The sequence below is a fragment of the Microbacterium sp. NPDC060117 genome, from assembly GCF_042729315.1.
Classification (GTDB): Bacteria; Actinomycetota; Actinomycetes; order Actinomycetales; family Microbacteriaceae; genus Microbacterium.
Map to the genome: position 1 here is coordinate 591732 of NZ_JBHWXR010000004.1, position 18280 is coordinate 610011.

Annotated in this window: 12 protein-coding genes and 1 tRNA gene (1 of these 13 running past the window's edge); 10 read left to right on the top strand and 3 right to left on the bottom strand. The window is 70.1% G+C overall.

From position 1 onward, the window contains the following. The 5 genes from ACFWCK_RS18390 to ACFWCK_RS18410 form a co-directional block, all read left to right on the top strand. Positions 1 to 6047, top strand: the 3' end of a protein-coding gene (locus tag ACFWCK_RS18390) for an Ig-like domain-containing protein (protein ID WP_378807243.1). 24208 nt of this gene lie to the left of the window's left edge; the window shows 6047 of its 30255 coding nt (coding positions 24209–30255); its start codon lies beyond the left edge, outside the window; its stop codon occupies positions 6045 to 6047. A gap of 103 nt (positions 6048 to 6150) precedes the next feature. Next, positions 6151 to 7521 carry a glutamate decarboxylase gene (locus ACFWCK_RS18395; RefSeq protein ID WP_378807244.1) on the top strand — a complete coding sequence of 457 codons (1371 nt, stop codon included), beginning with the start codon at positions 6151 to 6153 and terminating at the stop codon, positions 7519 to 7521. 346 nt (positions 7522 to 7867) lie between these two features. Then, the gene (locus ACFWCK_RS18400) at positions 7868 to 8422 is read left to right on the top strand and encodes a hypothetical protein (protein WP_378807246.1); all 555 of its coding nucleotides are present in this window, start codon (positions 7868 to 7870) and stop codon (positions 8420 to 8422) included. Positions 8423 to 8644: 222 nt separating this feature from the next. Then, positions 8645 to 9373, top strand: coding sequence for a helix-turn-helix domain-containing protein (locus ACFWCK_RS18405; RefSeq protein WP_378807248.1), 729 nt, complete (start codon positions 8645 to 8647; stop codon positions 9371 to 9373). A 185-nt stretch (positions 9374 to 9558) separates the two neighbouring features. Continuing rightward, positions 9559 to 10050 carry a hypothetical protein gene (locus tag ACFWCK_RS18410; RefSeq protein ID WP_378807249.1) on the top strand — a complete coding sequence of 164 codons (492 nt, stop codon included), beginning with the start codon at positions 9559 to 9561 and terminating at the stop codon, positions 10048 to 10050. A gap of 210 nt (positions 10051 to 10260) precedes the next feature. Here ACFWCK_RS18410 and ACFWCK_RS18415 read toward each other — a convergent pair. Continuing rightward, positions 10261 to 10333: transfer RNA gene (locus ACFWCK_RS18415), tRNA-Leu, on the bottom strand. A 66-nt stretch (positions 10334 to 10399) separates the two neighbouring features. Between ACFWCK_RS18415 and ACFWCK_RS18420 the strand changes: the two genes are divergently transcribed. The 3 genes from ACFWCK_RS18420 (at position 10400) to ACFWCK_RS18430 (ending at position 13620) form a co-directional block, all read left to right on the top strand. Then, the gene (locus ACFWCK_RS18420; protein ID WP_378807250.1) at positions 10400 to 11650 is read left to right on the top strand and encodes an alanine racemase; all 1251 of its coding nucleotides are present in this window, start codon (positions 10400 to 10402) and stop codon (positions 11648 to 11650) included. Next, entirely contained in the window at positions 11647 to 12960 is a 1314-nt protein-coding gene (locus tag ACFWCK_RS18425; protein WP_378807251.1) for a D-arabinono-1,4-lactone oxidase, read from the top strand. The genes ACFWCK_RS18420 and ACFWCK_RS18425 overlap by 4 nt, the downstream gene beginning before the upstream one ends. Positions 12961 to 13041: 81 nt before the next feature. Then, positions 13042 to 13620 (top strand): LemA family protein, encoded by a 579-nt coding sequence (locus ACFWCK_RS18430; RefSeq protein ID WP_233312090.1) that lies wholly within the window; start codon positions 13042 to 13044, stop codon positions 13618 to 13620. A gap of 113 nt (positions 13621 to 13733) precedes the next feature. Here ACFWCK_RS18430 and ACFWCK_RS18435 read toward each other — a convergent pair whose 3' ends face one another. Beyond that, complete coding sequence (locus ACFWCK_RS18435; RefSeq protein WP_378807252.1) at positions 13734 to 15071, bottom strand: winged helix-turn-helix domain-containing protein; 1338 nt, start codon at positions 15069 to 15071, stop codon at positions 13734 to 13736. 95 nt (positions 15072 to 15166) lie between these two features. On the opposite strand from ACFWCK_RS18435, the gene ACFWCK_RS18440 reads away from it, so the two are divergent. Both ACFWCK_RS18440 and ilvA read left to right on the top strand, forming a co-directional pair. Further along, positions 15167 to 16363: an AI-2E family transporter gene (locus ACFWCK_RS18440; RefSeq protein ID WP_378807253.1), complete on the top strand. Its 1197-nt coding sequence runs from the start codon at positions 15167 to 15169 to the stop codon at positions 16361 to 16363. Beyond that, positions 16360 to 17613: a threonine ammonia-lyase gene (gene ilvA, locus ACFWCK_RS18445; protein WP_233312086.1), complete on the top strand. Its 1254-nt coding sequence runs from the start codon at positions 16360 to 16362 to the stop codon at positions 17611 to 17613. The genes ACFWCK_RS18440 and ilvA overlap by 4 nt, the downstream gene beginning before the upstream one ends. Before the next feature lie 111 nt (positions 17614 to 17724). Here ilvA and greA read toward each other — a convergent pair whose 3' ends face one another. Then, on the bottom strand, positions 17725 to 18213 hold the full coding sequence (greA, locus tag ACFWCK_RS18450; protein ID WP_233312084.1) for a transcription elongation factor GreA: 489 nt from the start codon (positions 18211 to 18213) through the stop codon (positions 17725 to 17727). Positions 18214 to 18280: the final 67 nt, after the last annotated feature.

Below are 18280 nucleotides of genomic sequence, written 5' to 3' on the forward strand. Positions count from 1 at the left end.
CGGCCTGGACCATCATCGGCGTCATCGCCACGGTCCTCACGCTCAGCGGCCCCGCGTTCACGAACGCGACCATCAGCGTCGCCGTGGTGGGCTACGCACCTTCGCCGCTCGTCGTCTACGGTGCGACCTCGCAGGACGGCATCTGGTACTCCGGCGACCCGCACACGCAGACCAGCCGGGTGTTCGGATCCAAGCCGTTCCCGAACCAGGTCGGCGTCGGGACGCCGCAGTTCGTCTTCCCGGTCGCGAACCCGTTCCGCCACGCGGGCAACAACGTGATCGACGCGAGTGCGCTGTTCGCGGGCGTGCCCAACGGCCAGGTGCCGTCGGTCGGGCTCACCATCTACGGCGGATCCGGCGACGACACGATCTACGGCAGCCAGGCGGGCGACTTCATCGCCGGCGGATCCGGGAACAACACGATCTACGGCGGCCGCGGTGACAACATCATCCTGGGCGCGAACGGCGTCAACACCAACGTGATCACCCGCGCCGTCTCGTTCCCCACCGTGAACAACAGCGTCTACGAGAACGCCGATCCGCTCGTCGCGGGGGACAACCTGATCTACGGAGACGTGCCCGGCGCGACCGCGACCGACCGCTACGGCGACTACGACAACATCATCTTCGGCGCGATGGGCGTCGTCGTGCAGGACACCCAGGAGGCGACGGTCGGCGTGATCGCGGCCGGACCGCTGGGCGGCACCCGCACGGTCCCCGGCGCGCTCACCTCGCATGCGCCGTCCGGCTCCGCCCTCAACGGCGTCGCGACCGCGAGCTGCGCGGCCGCCTGCTTCCGTCTCACCGACGTGGGTCTGGCGATCGCCGACACCGCGGGCACGCTGCTGTCCGCCGGCACGATCATCACGGCGGTGAGCGCCGACCTGAAGACCGCGACGCTCTCGCGCAACGCGATCGGCAGCGTCTCGGTCGGGAGCGCCTCCTTTACCGTCGGCCCGCCGCAGGGCTACTGCCGGCCGACCGGTGCGAGCGCGCTCAACGTCTACTGCCCGGCGAGCGGCACCACGCCGTGGGGCGACGCCAGGGTGGAGAAGATCCAGACCACGCACGACATCCTCGCCGCATACTCCGATGCGACGCAGAACCACGGGGACAACCGGATCTACGCGTCCGGCGGCGACAATGTGATCGTCGGCGGCGACGGCGCGAACGACATCCAGGGCGGCCCGGGACGCAACCTCATCATCGGTGGCAGCGTCGCGCTGAACCGCGCCGCGCACCTGTTCGACTACCGCAACCCGCGCTTCCAGGACCTCGCCGGGACCCAGATCTACAGCACCACGCCCGGCTCGCTCACGCAGAGCCTCACCGACGGGCTCGCGCAGAACGACCCGACCGGACACGCGTGGTGGGGCGACTTCCTCTCCGGCACCGGCGGGATCCTGCTCTCCGTCCCGCTCGGCGACACGAACCGGCCCACGCAGCTGCAGGACTCCGCGAACAAGGGCGCCGACTACATCGCGGGCGGATCCGGATCCGCGATGATCTTCGGCGAGTCGAACGACAACATCATCCAGGCGCACGGCTCGATCGACATCACGGCGCCCGACTCGCCCACCGGCTACCCGACGGCATCGAACGGCTCGCCGTCGATCGGCAGCGTCTTCGGCGGGGCGGCCACGTGCGCCTTCCGCGGATCCTTCCTCGGCAACCGCGTCGGTGCCTGCCGTGATGCGAACAACGCGCTGCTGATCAACCCGTCCGTCGACGACGACGCGGCGCTGCAGTACCGGCTGAACGGAAGCCTCGTGTTCGGCGCTCACACGATCGCTCGCACCGACGGCCTGTGGTGGGCCGACGCGGGCATCGCGGTCGGGCAGACGCTCATCGTGAACGGCGCGATGGTCGGCGTGGTGACGGCCGTCAACCAGGGCACTCTGACCGTCACCGGCGCTCCGGCCCCCGCCTCGTGCGTGTCGCTGCCGTGCACGGTCACCGCGACGGTCGCGGCGACCGACGGGCAGAGCTACATCGAGGGCGGCCGCGGTGACAACACGATCTTCGCGAACCGCGGGCAGAACGACATCATCGGCGGCAACTCCGACCTCTTCAGCCTCACGCTGCCGGGCGAGCGCGCGAGCGGCTCGAACCTCATCTTCGGCGGATCCGGGACCGACGCGGGTCGCGAGGACTGCGGCGACGGCGTGCTCGACGCGACGAACCACTGCATCACGAACCCGAACGGCCACGCGCACGACGCCAACGTGATCGTGGCGAACAACGGCCAGATCATCCGGCTCGTCGGGGTCAACCACACGTACGGTCCCGCCGGGGCTGCAGCCGCCGGCGTCGCGATGTCGGTCGGCTACCTGAACTTCAACTACGACGTGAACGGGTACCTGACCGCGACCGAGCGCATCATCGCCCGGGCCGTGAACCTGCTCGACACCACCCCCGGCGGCCCGGACCTCGCGAACCAGCCCGGCCCGCAGGTCACCGGAACCAAGGCGAGCAACGGCTGGGGCGACATCGGCGGCACCCCGATCACCGTCGACGGCGTGAGCCTCATGCGCGGCAGCGAGATCCACGCCGAGTCCGGCGACGCGTTCATCTACGGCGGACCCGCGAACGACGTGATCTACGGCGGCGGCCAGAACGACACGATCATCCTCGGCTACGCGGACAACTGGGTCTCCGGCGGTCGCGGCGACAGCTGCATCATCGGCGGCGGCGGACGCTGCTTCACGAGCCGCAACAGCTCGAGCTACGGCGAGCCGCTCTACGGGATCGCGCCGATCCCCGCCGCGAACCTCTCCGAGCTCATCACGACGCCCGGAAACGTGCAGCAGGCCGTGATCAACGTCGCCGGCGCCCTCACCTACACTGCGGTGCTGTGGCCGTACAACTGGGATCCGGCCGCGAACGGCAGCCCGAGCTTCTCCACGGGGTGCAAGCAGAACGCGATCTGCGACCACTACCAGCCGCGCTTCGGGCACAACATCATCTACGGCGGCTGGGGCAACGGGGTCATCCACGCCGGCCCCGGACAGTCCGCGGTCTCGGGCGCCGACGCGCCGGAGCTCGGCTACGCCGACAACTTCGACATGTCGGGCACCGCGATCAACCACACGCCGTACGAGACCGACTGGTACCACCCGTTCAACCCGGGCAACCCGGCCGGCTGGCACCCGCTCGGCGATGACGGCAACGGCAACGCGGCCCGCGCGGGCATGTCGGGCAAGTCGAGCTACTTCGATCCGACCGATCCGCGCCGCGAGGTCTGGCTGAACTCGGTGGTCTCGAACAACTTCGTCCTCGGCGCGCCGAACCCGCTGCTCTGCAAGACGATGGCGCTGAGCGCGACCTGCCTGCCGTTCTTCCTGACCTTCGATCCGACCGATGCGGGCCTGCCGCTCGACCTCACCTGGTACCCCGGCACCGGCGAACCGCAGATGCCGACCACGGGCGACAAGGCGATCTTCGGCGACCTCGGCAACGACTACATCGTCTCCGGCATGGGCCGCGTGCGGGTGTACGGCGGCTGGGGCAACGATCTCATCGACCTCCGTGCCGACACCCACGTCGACGGCGGCCTCAACGACGGTCCGGTGCCGAACCTCGTCCGCAATGCCGACGGCTCGTTCAGCCGGGCGACGGGCGGCTTCGTGTGGGGCACGCCGGCCTGGGAGTCTCTGGCCTACGGCGGCGCGGGCCAGGACATCTTCTTCGCCGGAACCGGGGGAGACCGCCTCATCGACTGGGTCGGTAACCACAACAGTTACTACGTGCCGTTCTCCCAGTTCGGCATGCCTGCCGTCAGCCGCACCCTGCAGCCGTTCCTGCCCGAGTTCCTGTACGCCCTGTCGAAGAGCGACGGCGCCGACCAGACGCTGATGACCCGGTACGCCCCGTACGACGACCGCTACCAGGGCGTGGCGTCCCGCAACGGCGAGCCGTTCGGGGAGCTGGGACTGGTGCTGCAGCACGATGCCGCCTGGCACCAGCAGACCGGCGATCCGTTCAACCAGATGCCGGAGAACCTCGGCGGCGTCGCCAACGATGTGCAGAAGACCGCGAACGTGCGTCCGTTCAACTCGTCCGGCATGGGCACGTCGTCCGGCGTCGTGAACGCGGCGGGGACGTTCGCGGGTGCGCGCCTGTCGCTCCCGTCCGGCGCCGGCGTGAATCTGCCCTCCGGCATCACCCCGGCAACGGCGGCTGCGGTGCCCTTCGTCGTGAGCGGCGCTCCGGGGGCCGGCGTGACGTACTCGTTCACCCAGGGAAGCCGCGTCGTGTCGGGGTCCGGCGTGATCTCAGCGGGGGGATCCTTCGCCGTCGTGCTCGACCTGTCGGCCTTCGCCGACGGCGTCATCACGGTGCGTGCTGTGATCACGGCGGGGGCGCAGCCTCCCGTGACGCTCACCGCTCCGCTCGGCAAGAGCAGCGTCGCGCCGACGGCCCCGGTGGTCGCCTCGCCGTCCTGGGCGAACCTCGCGACGAGGAGCGTCTACCTCGTCACGGTCAAGGGCCAAGCCGGTTCGATCGCGAACGTCATCATCACGGACAGTGCGGGGCGCGTCGCGAACGGGATGGACATCATCGACACGACCGGCGTCCTGGTCATCCCGGTCGACGTGTCGCAGCTGGTCGACGGCGTGCTCACGATCACGACGACCCTGACGAACGGCATCGGCGCGAGCACGGCGACCGTGACCTCGACGGTCCTCGATTCGGCGCCTCCGTCGCTCGCCGTCGGTCCTGTCGCCTCCACGATCACGTCCTCCAACGTCGGCGGGATCTCCGTGACGGTGTACGGCGAGACCGGCGCCCTGGTCCGCTACGTGTTCAGCGATGGTGCGGCCTCGGTCTCCGGATCGGCGACCTTCAACGGCAGCGGGAAGACCAACCTCTGGAGCGGATCGCTCTCCGCGCTGCGCGACGGGCCGATCACGCTCACGATCACCGAGACGGATCCGGCCGGCAACCCGACGGTCTTCACGCAGACCCTTCTGAAGAAGGTGAGTCCGCCGGCCGCGCCGAAGGTGACGCTCAACGCCCTCGACGACAGCGGCCCGTCGAACTCGGACTCCGTGACGAACGTGGCGAACCCGCGCTTCGTCGTGGTGCAGGCGGCGGACGCCGTCTCCACCGTGGTGTACGTGAACGGCGTCGCGTACACCGGGCAGACCCTCGCGACGGGAACGTACACCGTGACTGCGGTGAGCGTCGACGCCGCGGGAAACACGTCGGCCACGGCATCCGCACCGGCGACGCTGGTCGTCGACAACTCTCCCCCGTCGGGGACCGTCACGGTCGCGGGTGCCGTGGTCAACGGCACCACCTTTGTCGGTGCCGGATCGCTCTCGCTCCAGCTGTCGTTCACCGCCGCGCCGGCCGGGCTCTGGCAGGTGGCGTTCTCGGTCGACGGCGCGCCATTCAGCGCTCCGGTCGGATACGCCGCGTCGGCGACGCTCGCGGCGCTGTCCGCGGAGGGCGCGCACACGGTCTCCGTCCAGGTGACGGACCGCGCGGGCAACGCGGTCACGGTGACGCGCTCGTTCGTGGTCGACCGCACACCGCCGACGAGCAGCTGGGCGATCACGGCGCCGTCGAACGGCACCGCGTACGACGTCTCGCAGCGGATCGCCCTCACCAGCAGCGCGACGGACACCGGATCCGGGGTCGCGTCGGTGCGCGTCACCATCGATGGCACGGCGTGGGGGAACGGGGTCGCGCTCATCGGCGAGAGCCTCGCGGCAGGCCCGCACACGGTGATCGTGACCGCGACCGACGCCGTCGGCAACGTCTCGACGTCGACGTTCACGATCACGGTGCGGGCGACGATCGCGGGCCTGCGGACCGCGGTCTCGTACGGGACGTCGAGCGGGTACATCACCTCCTCGTCCGTGTCGTCGAAGCTCCTCGGCGATCTCACGACGGCGCAGAACGCCCTCGCCGCGGGAAACGTGGCCGCCGCGAAGGCCGCCCTCGCGACCTTCGCCTCCGACGCCGTCAGCCGCTACGTCGCGTCCTCCTACTCCGCTCTGCTGAAGAGCTGGGCGAACGACCTCGCGGCATCGCTCTGACGGCGCGACGTTCGCCCGCGGGGTTCCCGGAGCAGGCATTCCGGGCGATGCTAGGGTGGCGCCCGAAACGGCCGGAGGAACACCGCACCGAGGAGCACCGCCCATGTCGCAGGAACGCATCCACGTCAACCCGCTGCGCCATCGGCCGGGGGCCAAGCTGCTCGTCGACAAGCACCGGATCCCGGTTCAGGGGATGGACTCCCTCCTCGCGTATCACGTCGTCAGCGACGAGACCATGCTCGACGGCAATGCCCGCCTGAACCTCGCCACCTTCGTCACGACCTGGATGGACGAGGAGGCGCAGCGGCTCTACGCCGACGCCGTCGACAAGAACATGATCGACAAGGACGAGTATCCGCAGACCGCGGCGATCGAGACGTACTGCCAGGGCATGATCGCCGAGCTCTGGCACGCTCCCGATCCTGCGGCCGCTCCCGCCACCTCGACCATCGGATCCAGCGAGGCCTGCATGCTCGCCGGCATCGCCCTGAAGAGGCGCTGGCAGGAGCGCCGGCGCGCGGCCGGGCAGGATGCCGCGCGGCCCAATCTGGTGATGTCGAGCGCCGTGCAGGTGTGCTGGGAGAAGTTCTGCAACTACTTCGAGGTCGAGCCCCGTTACGTGCCCGTGAGCGACGAGCATCCCGCGTTGGACGGCGCCCTGCTGGACCAGTACGTGGATGAGAACACGATCGGCGTCGTCGCGATCATGGGCGTCACCTACACGGGCGCCTACGAGCCGGTCACGGAGATCGCCACGGCGCTCGACCGGATCGCGGAGACAGCGGGGCACGACGTCCCGATCCACGTCGACGCGGCCTCCGGAGGCATGGTCGCGCCGTTCCTCGACCCCGACCTGGAGTGGGACTTCCGGGTGCCGCGGGTGGCCTCCATCAACACCTCGGGGCACAAGTACGGACTGGTCTACCCGGGGCTCGGCTGGGTCGTGTGGCGCGATGCCGAGGCGCTCCCGGAGTCGATGATCTTCCGCGTCAGCTATCTCGGTGGCGACATGCCCACGCTCGCGCTGAACTTCTCCCGACCCGGTGCGCAGGTGCTGCTGCAGTTCTACATGTTCCTGCGGCTCGGGCGCGAAGGCTATGCGGAGGTGCAGGGCACCTCGCGCGCGGTCGCGCGGTACCTCGCGGACGGGATCGGAGCGATGGACGAGTTCGCGCTCATCAGCGACGGATCCACGATCCCAGTGTTCGCCTGGCGGCTCGTCGACGGCCACACCGAGAATTGGACGCTGCACGATCTGTCCGATCGGCTGCGCATGCGCGGCTGGCTGGTCCCGGCGTACCCGCTGCCGGCCGACCGGGAGCAGATCACCGTGCAGCGCATCGTGGTCCGAAACGGCGTGACGATGGACCTTGCCGAGGCGCTCCTCGCGACGATCCGCGAGGAGGTGGCGTACCTCGATGCGCTCACCGCGCCGTTGCCCGATCGCACGGCGGGCCCCGGATTCCGGCACTGATCACCTGTATGCCGCGCGTCTGACGGTCTGTCGGGTGCCCTCGTCAGGTGCAGCAGCGAACCGCGCAGGATCCCCCTCACGGGGGAGGCGGCCTCCGTCGACAGTGCTTACGCTGAGCGTATGAAAGCAAACGTCCTACTCCTCGTCGGAGTCGTGAGCTTGATCGCGTTCTTTCTCACCCTCGGCGGGAGCGCGCCTCTCGCGGTGATCGCCTCCACTGTCTGCGGTCTCACCGCGATCGCGGCGCTGTCTGCCAGCGCAGCCCTCAACGTCCATCGACTCACGCAGAGTCGTCGCTCTTCGTAGTTCGATGCCGACGGCCATGGTCGGAGCGGGCGCGCGGAGCATGCGACGCGCGCACCCGACTCTCCTGTGGGGTGGTGCGCTCCTGATCGCCAGCGCGATGGCCGACCTCGTGGCCCTCGCTGTGGCCTCCCGCCTCACGTGGCGGAGCGGAATCGAGTACGTTCCCGCGGCGGTTCCTCCCACGCTGTTCCTCGTTGCGTGCTGCGTGTTCGCCCTGGGCGTCGGGGGCAGCGAGGGCATGGTCGGCCGTAACGGGTGGGCGAGAGCCATCCTCATCGCCGGCGGAATCTGCGGCGCGTTTGGAGGCTGGTTCGCCGTGTTCGGGGGGACGACGGAGCAACCTCTGCTGTTCGGGGTGGCCGTCATTCTGGCCTTGCTGACGCCCGCCTTGCTGTCGGGCTCGTCCCTCATCGTCGCCTGGAGCGGCAGCGGACTCGGAGCATGGCGCTTCGCCCCGCTCCTCGCGATGGCCGCCGGGATGCTCACGGTGTTCCTTCCACCCGGTTCGTGGCCGTTGCCCGCTCTCCTTCGCGCAGCGATTCTGAGTTGTCTCGGAGTGATCGCGGTGCTCCTCGGGTGTCGCACGCCTCGGTAGCCGGATCTGAACAACGCCCGCATCCTCGGCCGTGACAACCGGTCGGCCACTTGTGCGCGCATGACGAAGCCATCCGAACCTGTCGTTGTCGCTAGCATGTGCGGGGTGATCTTCGAGGCGGGGCCAGACGCCGATGTATGGAACGCCCAGTTCGGGCGGATACGGGCCACGAGAGTCCGATACTCCGCGGCCGTCCCTTTCACTCCAAGCGAGCGTCGACTGGTGCTCCTCGTCGCGCATCGCGGGAAGATGCTGTTGCGCACCAACGGCGAGCAGGGCAACACGCGGATGCATGTCTCCTGGCGCACGGGCCTGCTGATCGCGAATCCGCTGAATCTGACGTTCGCGCCGGCTGTTGACCGAGGAGTACATGAAGCGGTGGCGATCGCGATCCCGCTGGGCCCCGCGGACGCGCCTCTCCTCGTCGGAACCGCGTTGGCGCGGGGGAGGGATGGGCTGCTCCCGCTCTCGCCGCACTCGATGATCGTCGGATCCACAGAGCCATTCGTGGCGCAGGTATTGGCGGGGCCGCATCCCGCCGGCTCGATGCTGGGCGTGCAGATGGAGCTCCTGCTGCAGCAGATCATGCGCACGTTGATCGTCGAGGCGACCACCGACGCCGCCAACGGCGTGGAAGGCGTGTACGCAAGAGCGCTGGCCGTGATCGCGCAACGCTATTCGGAGCCCGATGTGACCAGCGACGTCGTGGCGGCCGAGGTGGGTGTGTCTCGGCGCGGCCTGGAACGTGCCTTCCGTGCGCAGGGCGACACCATCGGGCGTGCCATCCGAAGAGAGAGGCTCGAGGCGTCGGAGCGCCTCTTGCACTACGGCCCAAAGCCGCGACCCACCGTCGCGCAGGTCGCATCGCTCGTCGGCTACGCCTCAGGCGCGAGCTTGGCTCGTGCCATGGCGATCGACGGTCGCCCCGCGCCCCGCGCGCCCCGCGTCTAGCATCCATCACCGCTCGCGAAGGAGTCATCTGCCTGTCGGAAGTGATCCCGTGTCCGACAGCGATGACGCGTTCTGCGACACCTGCGCCTGCTCTTAAGCCGTCCCACGCTGATCCGCCCGCTAGGAAAGATGCGGGACAGCGAACGATGCCTGGGGCAATGAGACAAGGACAAGCGGAGGAAGTAATGACCAGGAATTCTCACGAGGTCGATGAGCGTCGGATCAAGCGTCGAACCGTACTGAAAGGCGCGGCCTGGTCGGTGCCGGTCATCGCCGTCGCCGCCAGCTCCCCGCTCGCCGCCGCTTCCGTCGCACCCGGGCCGGCGACCGGCATCGGCCACACCCTGAGCGAGAACTGCAACACCTATCGGCTCCAGGTGTGGGCCGAGGATGACGCGTTCAACCGTGTCGGCATGGTCGGTGCGACGGTCACCGCCACCCTGACCGGAGACCTCACCGGCTTCAACGGCACGCTCTCGGGCGCGACACTCGACGGCTACAACCCCGGGCCGCCGGCTGTCCTGACCGGAACGGCGACCTCGGATACGCCGTCGTTCCTGGGTGACCAGCACGGCGACTTCAGCGTGCTGGTGACGATCACGTTCAACTCCGGCCCGAACGCCGGCACCACGATCACATCGACGTTCCAGGTCGGTCCCGGGCACGCAGGTTGCTGATCGGCTAGCGCGGGCGACGACGACATCGCCCCGTCCTCTCCGACGAGAGGCCGGGGCGGTTCGCGTTGGCCGGGCCGAGTATCGCCGGTAGCAGGAGTGAGACAGTGACCGCGTGACGAGGATCCTGCTGCGCCAAGTGTGGACGGCCACCGCACGAGGACGCTCCCAGGCCAGGGGGTTCCCGTCCGGATCGGCCGGTGGTCCCCGACGTGCCCCCGCTGGGATTCGAACCCAGACTGAAGCGATTTTAAGTCGCCTGCCTCTGCCGTTGGGCTACGGGGGCTGCAGGTCGAGCCTAGCGAGCGCCGCCCCGCGAGCGATGTTGACTCGGAGCCAATAGGGTGGGAGAGTGCTCGAGCTCATCGCCGATCAGGGCCACGCGTCCGCGTCCGCCCGCCCCGCTGCGCACGCCTGGGAGGACCCGGCCCGCTGGTGGCCGCGCCTGACCGAGGCCACGGCGCACCTGCCCGCGCCGGTCGCCGTGATCGATCTCGACGCGCTGCGCTACAACACGATGGACATGGTGGTGCGCGCTGGCGGGCTGCCGATCCGGATCGCCACGAAGTCGGTGCGCGTGCGCGAGGTCATCGATGCCGCACTGCGGGTGCCGGGGTACCGGGGCCTCCTCGCCTTCACACTGGCCGAGGCACTCTGGCTCGCCGAGGATCACGACGACATCGTGCTGGCCTACCCGACCGCCGACCGTCCGGGGCTCGAGCGGCTGCTCGCCGACGAGCGTGCCGCCGCGCGGATCACGCTCATGGTCGACGATGAGTCCCAGCTCGATCTCATCGACGCGGTCGCGACTCCCGCACGGCGGCCGCGTGTGCGCATCGCGATCGACGCCGACGCCTCCTGGCGGGCCCCCGCGCTCGGCCACATCGGCGTGTTCCGCTCGCCGCTGCACACGCCGGAGGAGGTTGCTCGATTCGCACGCCGGGCCGCCGAGCGCGACGGCTTCCGCCTCGTCGGGCTGCAGATGTACGAGGCGCAGATCGCCGGCCAGGGCGACGACACCGGCAGCGGCGACACGCTGATCCGTGCCGTGCAGACTCAGTCTCGCCAGGAGCTGCGCGAACGGCGCGCACGCATCGTGGAGGCCGTACGAGCGCTCGTGCCCCTCGATTTCGTCACCGGTGGAGGCACGGGATCCCTGGAGTACACCGGATCCGACCCGGCGCTCACCGAGATCACCGCCGGAAGCGGGCTCCTCGCGGGGCACCTGTTCGACGGCTACCGCGGTTTCGCGCCGGCGCCCGCCAGCGCCTTCGCGTTCGACGTCGTGCGCCGCCCCGCCGCCGACATCGCGACGATCCTCGGCGGCGGCTGGATCGCATCCGGGCCGCCGGTCGCCTCGCGTCAGCCTCTGCCGGTCTGGCCGCAGGGCCTGCAGACGGCGCCGCGGGAGGCCGCGGGAGAGGTGCAGACGCCGCTGCGCGGTGAGGCTGCGCGAACACTCCGCGTAGGGGATCGCGTCTGGCTGCGGCATGCCAAGAGCGGCGAGCCGGCCGAGCGGATCCTGAGCTATCACCTCGTCGACGGCGGGCGCGTCGTCGATGAGCTGTCCACCTATCGCGGTGAGGGAAAGGCGTTCCTGTGACACGCATGGGCGGAACCTGGCAGAACTGGGGGCGGTCGGCCTCGATCCGACCGATCCGCGTCGAGCGTCCTCGCTCACCGGAGGGCGTGCAGCGCGCCGTTCTCGCCGCCGCAGCCCAGGGGCTGCGCATCAAGGCGGTCGGTGCCGGCCACAGCTTCACGGGTGTGGCGGTGGCCCCCGATGTGCTGCTCGAACTCGACGACCTGCAGGGCCTGGTCTCGGCGGACGAGGCCCGCGGGCGCGTCACGCTGCTGGCGGGGACGCGGCTGCACCGGATCCCGGCGCTGCTCGCCCCGTACGGGCTGGCGATGGAGAACCTCGGGGACATCGACCGGCAGTCGATCTCCGGGGCGATCTCCACGGGCACGCACGGCACCGGAGCGGCCTTCCGCGGCATCGCCGCCCAGGTCGTCGGCGCGACTCTGATCACGGCGGCGGGCGAGTTCCTCCGGGTCGACGAGGAGCGCAACGCGGAGCTGCTCCCCGCCGTCGCGCTGGGGCTCGGCGCGCTCGGGATCCTCGTCGAGGTGACCCTGCAGTGCGTGCCGGCGTTCGTGATGCACGCGGTCGACGCGCCGGCCCCGCTGGGCGAGGTGCTGGAGAGCGTGCACGAACGCGTGGCCGTGGCGGATCACTACGAGTTCTACTGGTTCCCGCACACCGACGTGGCGCTCACGAAGACGACGGAGCGACTTCCGGAGTCGGCGGTGCGGCGGCCGCTGCCGAAGGTCGGCAAGTGGATCGACGAGACGATGCTCTCGAACGGCGTGTACCGAGCTGTGTGCGCGGCCGGCGTCGCAGTGCCTGCGATCACGCCGTCGTTCAGCCGGCTCGCGGTGAAGCTCACGGGCGACCGCGAGTACACCGATCTCTCCCATCGCGTGCTCACGCAGAGCCGGACGGTGCGCTTCCGGGAGATGGAGTACGCGCTGCCGCAGGATCAGGTCGTTCCCGTGTTCCGCGCGGTGCAGGCGCTCATCGCGAAGCGCGGCTGGCGCATCGAGTTCCCGATCGAGGTGCGCTTCGCGGCGGCCGACGACCGCTGGCTGTCCACCGCGCACGAGCGCGATTCCGCATACCTCGCCGTGCACCGGTACTGGCGCCACGACCCTCGTGAGTACTTCGACGCGGTGGAGCAGATCTGCCTCGCACATGGCGGAAGGCCGCACTGGGGCAAGCTGCACACGCTGGGCGCCGACGAGTTCCGGGAGCGCTATCCGCGCTTCGACGACTTCCTCGCGCTGCGCGACAGGATGGATCCGGAGCGCCGATTCGGCAACGGCTATCTGGAGCGCGTTCTCGGCGCCTGACCGTTCCCTGGCAGCCCGGCGAACACGGAGGATGCCGGGATAGGATGGGCCGAAACCGCGTCAGCAAGGGGGTCGTCGTCCGTGGATGTTCTTGTTCCAGTGCTCGTCGTCGTCGGTGTGATCGTCGTCCTGATCGTCGCCGTCGGCATCTATCTGTGGGCCACGTACAACTCGCTCGTGCAGCTGGGGGTCCGCGTCGACGAGGCGTGGAGCGACATCACCGTGCAGCTCAAGCGCCGAGCGGACCTGATCCCCAACCTCATCGACACGGTGAAGGGGTACGCCGCGCACGAGAAGGCCGTGTTCGAGAACGTCACCCGCGCCCGTGCCGAGACGCTGTCCGCCTCCAGCCCCGGTGAGGCGGGAGCGGCCGAAGGACACCTGCAGCAGGCGCTGAAGAGTCTGTTCGCGGTCGCCGAGGCGTATCCGCAGCTGCAGGCCAGCCAGAACTTCCTGCAGCTGCAGGCGGCCCTCGTCGACACCGAGGACAAGATCCAGGCCTCGCGCCGGTTCTACAACGGCGGCGTGCGCGAGCTGAACACCAAGATCAAGGTGTTCCCGAACAACCTGTTCGCCCGCAACCTGGGCTTCACCGAGCGCGAGTTCTTCGAGGTGGCCGACGGTGCCGCCATCGCGGAGCCCCCGCGCGTCCAGTTCTGACACGGAGGGGTTCAAAGCCGCGAAGCGGCGTTGAGCCCTTTCGCGTATCAAGGTTGAGCGAGGACGCCGAAGGCGACCGAGCCGAAACCCCGAGTCGGAGACCCCGGGGGCGATCAGCTCCCCGGCGGAACCTGATCCGTCCGTCCCGCATCGTGCCGCCGGACCCGCTCCGGGTGCCCGTCCAGCACATCGGCGAGGGCCGCTGACGCGTCGCCCCAGCCCGACACCGAGACGTGCTCGAGACCCTGCCACGCAGCGGCGGTGCGCAGCTCGGCGGCGATCGGCTCGAGGTCGGTCACCGGGCGCGCCTGCGGCTCCCACCACGCCGACTGCACGCGCAGCGTGCCCGCGGCGCGATCCGCCTTGAGATCCACTCGGGCGGCGATCCGATCGCCGACCAGCACGGGCAGCGAGTAGTAGCCGTAGCGGCGCTTGGCGGCCGGCGTGTAGATCTCGATCCGGTAGTCCAGCGCGAACGCCCGCAGCGCCCGGTCCCGGAACCACACCACCGGGTCGAACGGCGTGAGGATCGCGGTGGCGTCGATCCGGCGCGGCAGGACGGCGTCCACATGCCGCCAGGCCGGAACCGCCCGCCCCCCGCGCTCCCACCCGCGCACCCGCACGGGCTCCAGCTCGCCTCGCTCCACGAGGACGTCGATCGCACCGAGCACGGCGGTGCGGTCCTTGATCCGGTAGTAGTCGGCGATGTCGGCTGCCGTGGCGACCCCGTGCGCCCTGGCCGCCCGGCGCACGAGCTCGCCGATGGCCGTGGCGCGGTCCAGATCGCGCCCGAGCAGATCGACCGGCACCACGTCCTCGGCGAGGGCGTATCGGCGCTCGAAGCCGTCGCGCCCGGCGATCGCCACCTCTCCGACCCGCCACAGATACTCCAGCGCGTGCTTGACGTCGTCCCACTCCCACCATCCGGCCTTGCCGCCCGGGGCATCGCCGCGGATTTCGGCGGGACGTGAGGGGCCGCGCTCACGCAGCTCGGATCGGACCCAGTCCAGCGTCCGCGCCGACGAGGTCCGCCCCCAGAACTCGCCCCGCTTGGCGCGGAAGGCGTCGCGGCGGAAGCCCCACAGGGGCCAGTCCTCGACGGGAAGGAAGGTCGCCTCGTGAGCCAGGTACTCGGTGTACCGGCCGGAGCGCGCGGCGGTCGGACGGGCCAGGAACGCACGCTCCAGCAGGGCGGGGTCGTAGACGCCCAGGCGTGAGAACAGCGGCAGGTAGTGCGAGCGCGCGAACACGTTCACCGAGTCGATCTGCAGGACGCCCATGCGCGCCATGGCCGTGTGCAGATGGCGCACGCCAGGATCCGCAGGCCGTCGGCGTGAGAACCCCTGCGCGGCCAGTGCGATCCGCCGGGCCTCGCCGGCGCTCACGGTGTCGACCACGGAGTGTCCGGAGGGTCCGGAGGGTCGGCGGGGCTCGGCGGGGGAGTCGATCACGTCGGTCAGCGTATCGACAGCCGTCGACATCGGCGGCGCCCGTCGTCGCCGTCGCACGGATGAGGCGTCCGGCGCCGCGCCCGTAGACTGGGCCGATGAGCGAGGACAGCACGCCCCGGCTGCGCGATCTCATCCGCCAGCGCACGGTGACAGGCCACGTGGATGTGCGCGACGACGTGCAGCGATCACTGCCCACCGGCCTGCGCATCGCCACCTCCTACGCCTGGCGGCTGCTGGTGATCGCCGCCGCGCTCGGCGTCGTGATCTGGCTGGTCATGCTGTTCAAGATCCTGGTCATCCCACTCATGGTCGCGATCCTGCTCACGGCGCTGCTCTGGCCCGTTTTCAGCACCATGCTGCGGGCGCGGTGGCCGCGCTGGCTCGCGATCGTGGTGGCCCTCGTCGGCACGCTGGCGATCGTGGGCGGACTGCTGTGGCTCGCGATCTGGCAGATCACCCAGCAATGGGACGGGGTCCAGGCGCGTTCCGTCGCCGCCTGGGCGCAGTTCCAGCAGTTCCTCCTCGACGGCCCGCTGCACCTGACGAGCAAGCAGATCCAGGATCTGCTCGACCAGTCGGTGAAGTTCCTCGGCGAACAGGGGGAGCTGCTCAAGAGCGGGGCGATCGCGGTCGGCACGACCTTCGGCCACGTCGCGACCGGCGCCGTGCTCACCCTGTTCATCCTGCTCTGCCTGCTCGCCGACGGCGGCGGCATCTGGCGATGGACCCTGAAGCTCTTCCCGAAGGCGTCGCGCACCGCCGTCGACGCGGCGGCCCGCAACGGCTGGGCCACGGTGATCAACTACGCGCGCACGCAGATGCTGGTCGCCTTCATCGACGCGGTCGGCATCGGGCTCGGCGCCTTCCTGCTGGGCGTGCCGCTGGCCGTCCCCGTCGCCGTGCTGGTGTTCCTCGGATCCTTCATCCCCATCGTCGGAGCGGTCGTCACCGGAACCCTGGCGGTCTTCCTCGCGCTGGTCTACAACGGACCGTGGATCGCGCTGTGGATGCTCGTCGTCGTGCTCGCGGTGCAGCAGATCGAGGGGCACATCCTCCAGCCGATCCTGATGGGATCCGCGGTCAAGGTGCACCCGCTCGCGGTGGTGCTCGTCGTGGCCGGCGGCGCCCTGATCGCAGGGATCCCCGGGGCGCTGTTCGCGGTGCCGCTCGCCGCGTTCGTGAACGTGGCCGCCGTGACCATCAACTCCGGTGCGTGGCGCACCGGCGCCGCCCCGGACGGCGACTACATCTGGCAGACCGTGCCCCGGGCGCGGAGAAGGAGCAAGCGATGACGAACGACACGACCCCCACCGTCGCCCCCATCCCCACGTTGGCGGAGATCCAGCAGGCGGCGGACGGCCTGGACGGCGTGATCGTGCGCACCCCGACGCTGCCCTCGGTCGCGCTCACGAAGGTGCTGGGTTCGCCGGTGCTGCTCAAGATGGAGAACCTGCAGCGCACGGGGTCGTTCAAGATCCGCGGTGCGGTGCACCGGCTGTCCACGCTCACGGCCGAGGAGCGCAGCCGCGGTGTGGTCGCGGCCTCCGCAGGCAACCACGCGCAGGGCGTGGCGCTCGCAGCACAGGCGCTGGGCATCCCCGCGACGATCTTCATGCCCATGGGCGTGCCGGTGCCGAAGCTGCTCGCCACGCGCGGATACGGTGCGGAGGTCGTGCTCGAGGGCGAGACGGTCGCGACGTCGCTGCGCCTCGCGGCCGAGTTCGCCGAGCGCACCGGTGCGGTGCTGATCCCGCCGTTCGACCACCGCGACATCGTCACGGGCCAGGCCACCCTCGGCCTCGAGCTCGTCGAGGACGTGCCCGACGTCGACACGATCCTCGTCGGCATCGGCGGCGGCGGCCTGATCGCCGGTGTCGCGGCCGCGGTGAAGGCGCGTGCGGCTGAGCAGGGACGCACGGTGCGGGTGATCGGGGTGCAGGCCGAGAACGCCGCCGCCATGGGGCCGTCGCTCGCGGCCGGCCACCCCGTCGAGATCACCACGCAGCCGACGATCGCCGACGGCATCCTCGTGGCGCGCCCCGGAGACGTGCCCTTCGCGATGATCGCCGAGCTCGTCGACGAGGTCGTCACGGTCAGCGACGACGACATCGCGCGTGCCCTGCTGCTGCTCCTGGAGCAGGCCAAGGTCGTGGTGGAGCCGGCCGGCGCGGTCGGGGTCGCGGCGATCCTCGCGGGCAAGGTGCACGAGAGCGGCACCACGCTCGCCGTGCTCTCCGGCGGCAACATCGATCCGCTGCTCCTGCAGCGCGTCGTCTCGCACGGCCTCGCGGCCTCGGGCCGCTACCTCACGCTGCGTATTCCGCTGCCCGATCGCCCGGGCCAGCTCGCCCGGGTGTCCGAGCTCATCGCGCATGCCGGGGCCAACGTCATCGAGGCGATGCACACGCGGCACGGCCACGGCCTGCAGATCAACGACGTCATCCTCGAGCTCAGCGTGGAGACCCGCGGCCCGGAGCACTCCGAGCTCACCCTCGACACGCTGCGCGCGGCCGGCTTCGAGCCGATCGTGGTGCAGGACTAGATCCCCCGGGGCGTTGAGCGAGCACCGACGCAGTCGGTGCGAGACACACGCCGCACATGACGAACCCGCCGGCCCTCGATGGCGCGGCGGGTTCGTCGTGTGCGGATGCAGTCAGCCCGCGAAGGTCTCGACCTTCAGGATCTCGACCTCGATCGAGCGGCCGTTGGGGGCCTCGTACGAGGTCTTCTGGCCGACCTTGAGGCCCTGGATCGCGGATCCGAGGGGGCTCGCCTCGCTGTAGACGTCGAGGTCGGTGCCGCCGGCGATCTCGCGGCTGCCGAGGAGGAAGACCTCCTCGCCGCCCGCGACGGTCGCAGTCACGACGGTGCCCGGCTCGACGATGCCGCGGCTGGCCGGGGCCTCGCTCACCTTGGCCGTCTTCAGCAGCGTCTCGAGCGTGCGGATGCGCGCTTCGATCTTGCCCTGCTCGTCCTTGGCGGCGTGGTAGCCGCCGTTCTCCTTGAGGTCGCCCTCCTCGCGCGCGACCTCGATGCGCTTGGCGATCTCCTCGCGGCCGACCGTGGAGAGGTTCTCCAGCTCCGCGACAAGACGGTCGTAGGCCTCCTGCGTGAGGAAGGGGACCTGTGCGTCGTTCGACACGGTGAACTCCTTGCGAATCGGATCCGGGATCAGCAGGTCCCGGATATGCCAAGACGCCCCGGCACCT

Excerpts from the sequence above, each read along its gene's own strand:
- ACFWCK_RS18395 (WP_378807244.1), top strand. The coding sequence starts at position 6,151 with ATGTCGCAGGAACGCATCCACGTCAACCCGCTGCGCCATCGGCCGGGG.
- ACFWCK_RS18400 (WP_378807246.1), top strand. The coding sequence starts at position 7,868 with ATGCGACGCGCGCACCCGACTCTCCTGTGGGGTGGTGCGCTCCTGATC.
- ACFWCK_RS18410 (WP_378807249.1), top strand. The coding sequence starts at position 9,559 with ATGACCAGGAATTCTCACGAGGTCGATGAGCGTCGGATCAAGCGTCGA.
- ACFWCK_RS18440 (WP_378807253.1), top strand. The coding sequence starts at position 15,167 with ATGAGCGAGGACAGCACGCCCCGGCTGCGCGATCTCATCCGCCAGCGC.
- ilvA (WP_233312086.1), top strand. The coding sequence starts at position 16,360 with ATGACGAACGACACGACCCCCACCGTCGCCCCCATCCCCACGTTGGCG.